This window comes from Cryobacterium sp. TMT1-66-1, from assembly GCF_004403435.1.
Lineage (GTDB): Bacteria > Actinomycetota > Actinomycetes > Actinomycetales > Microbacteriaceae > Cryobacterium > Cryobacterium flavum.
In genome coordinates, this window is record NZ_SOGP01000010.1 from 179,444 (window position 1) to 187,309 (window position 7,866).

Annotated in this window: 9 protein-coding genes; 7 read left to right on the top strand and 2 right to left on the bottom strand. The window is 66.7% G+C overall.

Translation table 11 applies throughout. The annotated features are described in order from the left end of the window. Positions 1–8 precede the first annotated feature (8 nt). The 4 genes from E3T29_RS09095 to E3T29_RS09110 all read left to right on the top strand — a co-directional run bounded on the left by E3T29_RS09095 (position 9) and on the right by E3T29_RS09110 (position 3,832). On the top strand, positions 9–1,265 hold the full coding sequence (locus E3T29_RS09095; RefSeq protein WP_134345173.1) for an ROK family transcriptional regulator: 1,257 nt from the start codon (positions 9–11) through the stop codon (positions 1,263–1,265). Then, positions 1,262–2,539 carry a multidrug effflux MFS transporter gene (locus E3T29_RS09100; protein WP_241987729.1) on the top strand — a complete coding sequence of 426 codons (1,278 nt, stop codon included), beginning with the start codon at positions 1,262–1,264 and terminating at the stop codon, positions 2,537–2,539. The genes E3T29_RS09095 and E3T29_RS09100 overlap by 4 nt, the downstream gene beginning before the upstream one ends. A gap of 173 nt (positions 2,540–2,712) precedes the next feature. Then, positions 2,713–3,417 carry a phosphatase PAP2 family protein gene (locus E3T29_RS09105; protein ID WP_134345148.1) on the top strand — a complete coding sequence of 235 codons (705 nt, stop codon included), beginning with the start codon at positions 2,713–2,715 and terminating at the stop codon, positions 3,415–3,417. Between the two features lie 43 nt (positions 3,418–3,460). Then, positions 3,461–3,832: a hypothetical protein gene (locus E3T29_RS09110; protein WP_370449139.1), complete on the top strand. Its 372-nt coding sequence runs from the start codon at positions 3,461–3,463 to the stop codon at positions 3,830–3,832. A gap of 34 nt (positions 3,833–3,866) precedes the next feature. Here E3T29_RS09110 and E3T29_RS09115 read toward each other — a convergent pair whose 3' ends face one another. After that, complete coding sequence (locus E3T29_RS09115) at positions 3,867–4,424, bottom strand: hypothetical protein (protein ID WP_134345149.1); 558 nt, start codon at positions 4,422–4,424, stop codon at positions 3,867–3,869. 156 nt (positions 4,425–4,580) lie between these two features. On the opposite strand from E3T29_RS09115, the gene E3T29_RS09120 reads away from it, so the two are divergent. Genes E3T29_RS09120 through E3T29_RS09130 form a run of 3 tightly spaced genes read left to right on the top strand, consistent with a single transcriptional unit; the run spans position 4,581 to position 6,890 of the window. Beyond that, positions 4,581–5,966, top strand: coding sequence for a TrkH family potassium uptake protein (locus E3T29_RS09120; protein WP_241987730.1), 1,386 nt, complete (start codon positions 4,581–4,583; stop codon positions 5,964–5,966). Then, on the top strand, positions 5,959–6,657 hold the full coding sequence (locus tag E3T29_RS09125) for a TrkA family potassium uptake protein (protein WP_241987731.1): 699 nt from the start codon (positions 5,959–5,961) through the stop codon (positions 6,655–6,657). Before E3T29_RS09120 ends, E3T29_RS09125 begins: the two co-directional genes overlap by 8 nt. Continuing rightward, entirely contained in the window at positions 6,654–6,890 is a 237-nt protein-coding gene (locus tag E3T29_RS09130) for a ferrous iron transport protein A (RefSeq protein WP_134345151.1), read from the top strand. Before E3T29_RS09125 ends, E3T29_RS09130 begins: the two co-directional genes overlap by 4 nt. Here the strand turns inward: E3T29_RS09130 and E3T29_RS09135 are convergent. Continuing rightward, a partial coding sequence (locus E3T29_RS09135; RefSeq protein ID WP_134345152.1) for a dihydrolipoamide acetyltransferase family protein occupies positions 6,887–7,866 on the bottom strand: 980 nt, incomplete at its 5' end. The genes E3T29_RS09130 and E3T29_RS09135 overlap by 4 nt on opposite strands.

Here is a 7,866-nt window from a genome sequence, read left to right on the forward strand (position 1 = left end):
TGGACGCCATGCAGGGCAATAACCATGACGATGTGCGCAGGCACAACCTGTCGATCATCCTGCGCCTCGTGCATCGCGGCGGCGCAGCGTCGCGCGCCCAGCTCACCCGACTGACCGGCTTGAACCGGTCGACGATCGGCGCGCTGGTTGCGGAGCTGGTCGAGCGCGGCCTGGTCGAGGAACGCACTCCCGACCCCACGAAGCTCGCCGGGCGACCGAGCCCGATCGTGGCGGCAAGCGACCGAATCGTGGCCATTGCGGTGAATCCTGAAATCGACGCGATCACAGTGGGAGCCGTCGCCCTCAGCGGCGTCGTCCACCGGCTCATCCGCTATGCCACGCCGTCGTCGCCGTCAATCGCTGAGGCCGTCACGATCACCGCGGGAATTGTGGCGGAGCTGAAGCGCGACCTCGGCGAATATTCCATAATCGGAATAGGAGTGGCGGTGCCCGGTCTCGTGCGTGCGAGTGACGGTCTGGTGCGTCACGCCCCGCATCTCGGTTGGGTCGACGAGCCGTTGTGCGACCTGCTTGCCGATGCGACGGGCCTTCCGGTCGTCGCGGCCAACGACGCGAGCCTTGGTGTCACGGCCGAACGCTATTTCGGTTCCGGTCAAGGCCTGACCGACCTCGTCTATCTCAATGGCGGGTCGAGCGGCATCGGAGGCGGCCTCGTGATCGGGGGCGTCGCCACTGGTGGCCAGGCCGGGTATGCGGGGGAGTTCGGCCACACTCGGGTGAGCGACGGCATCGACACTGATTCGGCTGGCATCGCGGGCACCCTCGAAGCCGAGGTCACCCGCCACGCCTTGCTCACCGCGCTCGGCCTGCAGGCCGGCGAAACGGATGCCGACACCCTCGAACGCGCGCTGCTCGCCTCCGACTCGCTCATCGTGCGCAACCTGGTGAATCGACAGCTCGATTTCCTGGCCATCGCCCTGGCCAGCGCCGTCAACATGCTCAACCCGCAGCTCATCGTGCTCGGCGGTTTTCTCGCCGCACTCCACGCGGTTGACCCGGAACGTTTGAACGTTGCCGTCGCCGCCTTGACTCTTCCCGCCGCATTCGCAGAGGTCAGCATCGCGCCAGCTGTGCTCGGCTCCAACCTGCTCATGATCGGGGCGGCCGAACTCGCTTTCGAGGCACTGCTGGTGGACCCGCAGCAGGATCGAGGGAATACTACGGGTCTACCCCCGCTTGGCTCTAAAGCGGCCGACACGGCCGCACCAACTTTCTCAACCAGCCAAGGACATCCGCTTTCGTGATTACTGCCAGCATTCCCGTGGTTAGCGCCGCGCAACTCGCTTCCAAAGCCGCGCACCCCGGGGACAAACTGACCAGGCGTCAGCGCATCGTCTACATTCTCATTCTCGGCGCGCTCACGGCCCTCGGCCCGTTCACGATCGACCTCTACCTGCCCGCCTTTCCGACGTTGGAGAGCGAATTCGGGGTGCTGCCGTCGGTCATTCAGCTGACGCTGACCGGCACCATGATCGGTTTCGGATTCGGGCAGCTGGTGGTGGGGCCGTGGAGCGACAAGGTCGGGCGCCGGCTGCCGCTGATGCTCGCGACCGGTGTGCATATTCTGGCCTGTGTCGGCGCTGCGCTGTCGAACGAGATCGTCATGCTCGCTGTATTTAGGGTGCTGCAGGGCTTCGGCGCCGCGGCCGGCGCGGTCGTGGCGATGGCCATGGTGCGCGACCTGTTCGGCGGCAAGCCGCTCGTGCGCATGCTCTCCCGCCTCGCCCTGGTCAGCGGGCTCGCGCCCGTGCTGGCGCCGGTGATCGGGTCGCAGCTGCTGCTCGTGATGAACTGGCGCGGCATCTTCTGGGTGCTCGCCGCCTACGGTGTCATCGTGATTCTGGCCGTCGCCTTCTGGATCGTGGAGACCCTGCCCGAAAACGAGCGCCACGCCAAGGGCCACAACACCCTGGCCCAGCGCTACAAGGCCGTGCTGAGCGACCGCACCTTCGTGGGCGTCGCTATCATCGGGGCGATGACGTTCACCGGGCTGTTTTCCTACCTGTCGGCGTCGCCGTTTCTGTTTCAGGATGTGTACCAGTTCAGCCCGCAGGAATACGGTCTACTGTTCGCCGTCAACTCCCTCGGTGTGGTCACCGGCGTGCAGCTGAGCTCGCGCCTGATGCACCGGTTCAATATTGGACCCCAGTGGATTCTCTCGGTCTCCACGGTCGTGCTGCTGCTCACCGCCGCTGCCATTGTGCTGCTCGACCTGGCCGGCATGGGATTGTGGGGAACCCTGGTTCCGCTCTGGTTCTTCATTGCGGCCTGCGGCTTCACGCTGCCGAGCGTGCAGGTCATCGCTTTGAACGCGCACGGACATGAGGCCGGCACCGCGGCATCACTGCTCGGTGCGGCCAACTTCGGGGTGGCTGGTCTGATCTCGCCGATTGTGGGAGTGCTCGGAGTGGGAACGGCGATACCGATGGCATCCGTTATGGGCGTCACCGCGGTGGTTTCGCTCCTCTCGCTCTGGCTGATCGTGCGCCCGCGCACCGTGCCAGCCCTCGACCGCTAGGCGCCCGGGCCCACCTTGTAGCCCCGGGCCCCGTCTATAAACTGGGCCCAGGGACGGGGCCTGGGCCCCGTCCGCAATGTGCGCGGCCCGAGCAGACACAGAATACTGAGCGGATGGCCGCGGGCTCGGCCCGGTGCGTGGCCGAATACAGCGGGCAGCCCTACGATGGCGGGATGACTAACCCGGAGCGCGCCGCAGACCGAGCGGCCCGCCGCATCTCCCGCCGTTGGCCCGTCATTAGCGGGCTCTCCGCCGTGGCCCTGGCGGCCCTGCTCGGCCTCGTCGTGGTCGTGCGCGCGAACGGCGTCGCCCTCGAGGTCGACACCGAGTGGATGGACGAGATCATCGAGCACCGCTCGCCGATCTGGGAAATTCCGTCGCTGTTTATGAACGCGCTCGGCGGCGGACTGTTCGGCGTACTCATCGTTCCGCTGGCCATCACCCTCGCGATTGTGCTCATCAAACGGCCCTGGGCCGCCGGGTACTACCTCGTGGCGACCGTGCTGAGTGCGGGCGGGGTGCAACTCCTGAAACAATTGTTCGGACGAGCTCGACCCGAAGATATGCTGGTCACCTCGGATTTCGGCTCGTTTCCGTCCGGACACGTCGCGAATGCGGCGACCATGGCCGTCTGCCTCGCCATCATTTTTCCCCGCCTGTGGGTGGCGCTCGCCGGAGCCGCGTACACGATCGTGATGCTGCTCAGCCGCACCTACCTCGGCGCGCACTGGCTCACCGACACCATCGGTGGCCTGCTGCTCGGCGCCGGGGTCGCTGTCGTACTGTGGGCTCCGGTTGCGGCCAAGCTCGACGGTGAACGAGAACTTGCCGCCCGGCGAAGACTTGAGCGCGCACGCCAGAAGGGGACCCCAGCATGACGGATGTGCCGCTCCCCGCTCGGCGCCAGTTTCGGGCGGGATCATGACCGACGTGCGGCACGCCGCGCGCAACGGCGATGTCTCATTCTGGTGGAACCAGCTCGGTCGGCCAGTGCCGCGCGCGCCCCTGGCCGGGTCGACCCGGGCCGGCGGCTATGTGGGTACCGGAGTCGCCACCACGAACGTCGCCGGGCGCACACTGAACGATCTGATTCTCGGCCGCGACAGCAACCTCGTGCACCTGCCGTGGGTGAACCACCGGGTGCGCGCGTGGGAGCCGGAACCGTTGCGCTGGCTCGCCGTCACCGCACTCTACCGGGCCTATTCGCTGGCGGATCGAGCCGAGCTCGCCGGGCGACGCACGACGTCGCCGCTCGCGCGGGTAGCCGACGTCGTGTCTGGCCGGGGGCACTAAAACCGGGGGCCAGCCGCACTCACCGGCGGAGGCTCTAGAGGCCCAGGCGAGCAGCGTGCCGCGTACAGCGATGCACCAGCTGCGGGCGGAGTCGCCCAAGCTCGGCCGCGGTGAGCGGGTCGGGCGGGCGCACGACGGTCACCCCGAGCGTGTCGATCATGTTCTCGAAGCCCGATCGGGGCCAGAACTGACCCCGGAGGCGGAGCAGCACGTCGCCGGCGGCGTCCAGCAGGTACAGGTGCGGGAGCGTGTCGACCGTCCCGTTCTGGTACAGATCGACGAGCACGACGGTGGCAATATCAGCCGTGCCAATCGTGGTCAGTCGGCCCAACATGTCTCGGCTCTCCAAGCGCGCACCCGTCACGGTGACGCACATGTTGCGGGCTCCGAACACGGCGACCGCTCCGAGAACGGTCAGGCCGAGCTGAATGGCGGCGACAAACATCCAAGTGTCGCGGGGAATGGCGAGCCAATACAGCACGATCAGCAGGGGCACGATGAACGACAGCGCAGCGATGACCGACCGCGCCACCAGCTTTCGCCGGGGCCGCAAAATCTGCATTCCGTCCGGCTCGTTCCCCTCGCGCACCATGTGTTTCGTCTCACCCCTCAGGTTCAGTATCCCGCACTTCGAGCGGTATTCCTCTCCTACTTCGAGGGGGTAGACGAAGCGGTCTGAAACGAGTAAATTCTATGACGACGAATCGACGACGACCCGATGTGGCACGCTCGGCGTAGAGTTGGCTGCGTGCACTCACGGGCCGTCCGCGAACGCGGCAATACAACGAAGCGGCACCGGCTGCATCCGGCGCAAGTCGTCGTGTCGGGCTTTGCCCTGACCATTCTCGGTGGTACGGCGCTGCTGATGCTGCCCACCGCCAAGGTCGGACCGGGCGGGGCCTCGTTTCTCGAGGCGCTGTTCACCGCGACGAGCGCGGTCTGCGTCACCGGGCTGACCGTCGTTGATACCGCGGTGTACTGGACGCCGTTCGGTCAGATCGTCATTCTGCTGCTGATTCAGATCGGCGGGTTCGGGATCATGTCGTTCGCCTCGGTGGTGGGTCTGGCGATCGCCCGCAAGCTCTCCCTCCGATCGCGCATCACGGCGGCTGCCGAAACCAAAAGCGTCGGGCTCGAAGACGTGAAGGGGCTCGTCTTCGGCGTCGTACGCATCTCACTCGCGATTGAACTCACCGTGGCCGTAGTGCTCGCGCTGCGGTTCATGCTTGGCTATGGCGAGCCCGTGGGTCGGGCCATCTGGCTGGGCGTGTTCCACTCGGTGTCGAGCTTCAATAACGCCGGCTTCGCCCTGTTCAGCGACAATCTCATGGGCTACGCAACGGATGCCTGGATCTGCCTGCCGATCTGCGCCGCCGTTATTCTCGGTGGCCTTGGCTTTCCGGTGATCGTGCAGTTGACGCGGCAGCTGCGCACGCGTCCGTTCAGCTGGTCCATTCGCACCTGGACCATGAACACCCGCATCGTCCTCGCCGGCACGATTGCACTGCTCGTTCTCGGAACGGTATACATAACCGCGGTTGAATGGTCGAATCCGAATACGCTCGGTCCGCTGGACTGGTCGGGCAAGTTACTGGCCGGCTTCTTTCAGTCGGTGCAGACTCGTACTGCGGGATTCAACAGCGTCGACATTGGCCAGCTGGACTCCGCGAGCCTGCTCGGCATGGACATTCTAATGTTGGTCGGTGGGGGCCCGGCCGGAACCGCTGGCGGGATCAAGATCACGACCTTCGCCGTGCTGTTCTTCATTCTGTGGACCGAGGTGCGCGGCCAGGTAGCCGTGAACGTGTTCGGCAAGCGGCTCTCGCGGGCGGTGCACCGGGAGGCCATCACGATCGCCCTGCTCGCCGTCGGCGTCATCATCGCCGCCACCGCGGCACTCATGCTCATGACCGATATCTCCCTCGATGCGCTGCTGTTCGAGACCATCAGCGCCTTCGCAACCGTGGGACTGTCCACCGGCATTACTGCGGGGTTGCCGTGGGAGGGGCAGATCATTTTGATTCTGCTCATGTTCATCGGTCGGCTCGGACCCATCACCTTCGCCTCGGCCATTGCTTTGCGCGAGCGGCGTTCTACCTATGAGTACCCCAAAGAAAGGCCGATCATTGGCTAAATATTCGATGTTCGGGCATCGCGACCCTTCCCGCCTCGCCGAGGCTGAGTCGGTCGTCGTCATCGGGCTGGGCCGGTTCGGCAGCGCCCTGGCCCTCGAGCTCATGAAGAGCGGCACCGAGGTGCTCGGCATCGACGGCGACGAAGAGGTCGTGCAGTTGCACAACCGCCTGCTCACCCACGTGGTGCGCGCCGATTCGACCAAGGAGGCGACCCTGCGGGAGCTCTCAGTGCCGGACTTCTCCAGCGTGGTCGTGGCGATCGGCGGCGACATCCAGGCGAATATTCTCACCGCCTCACTGCTGCTCAAGCTGGGCATTCCCAACATCTGGGCCAAGGCGGTCAGTGACCCGCACGGGGAGATCCTCACCCAGCTCGGCGTCAACCACGTCATCTACCCGGAGAAAGACATGGGGCAGCGGGTCGCCCACCTGGTGCGCGGCGCTATGCAGGACTACATCGAGATCGGCGAGAACTTCGCGCTGGTCAAGACAGCGCCGCCGCGCGCGCTGATCGGCGTGCCCCTCGGCCAGGCCAAGGTACGGGCCCGCTACGGCATCACCGTCACGGCGTTTCACCGGCCCGGCGCGGGCTGGAGCTACACCTCGCTCGACACCGTGATCGATGACGGCGACATCATTCTCATCGCCGGCGAATCGGCGCGGGTCGAAGAGTACAGCCTCATGCGATGACCTCCCCCTTCGCCTTTCTAGCGGATGCCCCGCTCGGCACCAGGGTCGTCGTGCGCACCCGCATCCCGGGTGGTTATACCGACGCGCTGGGCTTTCTGCGCGGCCGAGGCGCGGCATCCGTTTCGGTGGAAACCAAGCGCGGGCTGGTCACGCTCGCCATGGTCGACGTCGTGGCGGCCAAAGAGGTGCCGCCGGCGCCCGAGCCGCGCGGGAGGCGGGGCGGCCCGGGTTAGAGAACGATGCGCAGCGGTTTCTCGAGCAGCTGGGTCAGGTCGCGCAGGAACGCGGCGGCGACGGCTCCGTCGAGTACCCGGTGGTCTACGGTGAGGGTGATCTTCACCGTGGGCACCGACACAAGCACGCCGTCACGAACGGCGGGAACGTCACTGGCCGCACCGATAGCCAGAATTCCGGCCTCCGGCGGGTTGAGTACGGCGGTGAACGAATCGATCCCGAACATGCCGAGGTTGCTGATCGTAAAGGTGCCGCCCGACATTTGAGCCAGCGACAGGCCGCCGGTGCGGGCGAGGCCGGCCAGGGCGCGGGTTTCGACGGCGATGGCGGCGAGCGACTTCTGGTCGGCGTCGGCGACGACCGGCACCAGCAGGCCGTCATCGGTCGCGACCGCCACGCCGACGTTGACGTGGTTGTGGCGCAGGATGACGCCGTCGCCCCAGGATGCGTTCACCTCGGGGTGTGCGCGGAGCGCGACCGCGCTGGCCCGCACGAACAGGTCGTTCAGGCTGACCTTGGTGCCGAGCGCGGCGAGTGATTCGTTCACCTCGGCGCGGAACGCGACCAGGAGTGCCACATCGACGACGCTGGTGAGGAAGAAGTGCGGCACGGCCTGGCTCTCGGTGAGCCGGCGGGCCGTGACGGCGCGAATGCGGCTGACCGGCACGGAGACCGAGTCCGCCGACACGGCGGCTGGCGCTTCGACGGGAGCGACCGGTGCCGTCGAAGCGGATGCTGCGGCCTCCTGCGCGACGATGGCCGTGTCGACGTCGGTGCGAGTGATGCGGCCCTGCGGCCCGGTGCCGGCGATAGTGTGCAGGTCGATGCCGTGCTCGCGGCCGATCTTGCGGGCCAGCGGCGACGTGCGCAGCTCGCCGGTTGACACCGGGGCAGCGGGCGCTGCCGGGGCGGGCGTTGCCGACGCGGGTGCCACGACGGCGGGCGTTGCCGCAGCGGTAACGGCGGCGGCGGGCG

Bases quoted from the DNA above. Each gene is read 5' to 3' on its own strand.
- E3T29_RS09095 (WP_134345173.1), top strand. From the start codon at position 9: ATGCAGGGCAATAACCATGACGATGTGCGCAGGCACAACCTGTCGATC.
- E3T29_RS09105 (WP_134345148.1), top strand. From the start codon at position 2,713: ATGACTAACCCGGAGCGCGCCGCAGACCGAGCGGCCCGCCGCATCTCC.
- E3T29_RS09110 (WP_370449139.1), top strand. From the start codon at position 3,461: ATGACCGACGTGCGGCACGCCGCGCGCAACGGCGATGTCTCATTCTGG.
- E3T29_RS09115 (WP_134345149.1), bottom strand. From the start codon at position 4,424: ATGGTGCGCGAGGGGAACGAGCCGGACGGAATGCAGATTTTGCGGCCC.
- E3T29_RS09130 (WP_134345151.1), top strand. From the start codon at position 6,654: ATGACCTCCCCCTTCGCCTTTCTAGCGGATGCCCCGCTCGGCACCAGG.